The following is a 399-nucleotide window of genomic DNA, read 5'->3' on the forward strand; positions in this document are numbered from 1 at the left end:
ACCCACAACCCTGCGCCGTGACCGGGATTGCGCCAGTTGTGCGTGGCGCGGGGCCGCCAGTTGGAGCACAATCCCGGGTCTGTTCGCATGTACAACGCATATACGTCGCCTATGGTGAACAGAACAGATTCGAGCAATCGGCCTGGCTAAACGGGTCGACGCCCGCCACGATCATCACGGCGCCCATGCTTTCACAATCCTCCACGCCCCCGCTGCCCGATACGGCCTCGACTGAACCGTCCCCCGCCATTGCGGCTGCGCTGGAGTCATTCGGCCGCTACTACGACGACGTCCTGCTGCCCATGTGGCTGGGGCCCGGCTGGAATGCACAGGCCGGCCTCTGCTATGAGGCGCTCATCGTCGACAACGGCGCGCTGGTGCCGGCATCCACCGCGCGCT

Annotated in this window: 1 protein-coding gene; it reads left to right on the top strand. The window is 65.4% G+C overall.

All coding sequences use genetic code 11. From position 1 onward, the window contains the following. Positions 1–185 precede the first annotated feature (185 nt). On the top strand, positions 186–399 hold a 214-nt coding region (locus tag D7V77_RS42910), incomplete at its 3' end, for a hypothetical protein (protein ID WP_199734034.1).

The organism is Corallococcus sp. CA041A, assembly GCF_003612075.1.
Lineage (GTDB): Bacteria > Myxococcota > Myxococcia > Myxococcales > Myxococcaceae > Corallococcus > Corallococcus exiguus.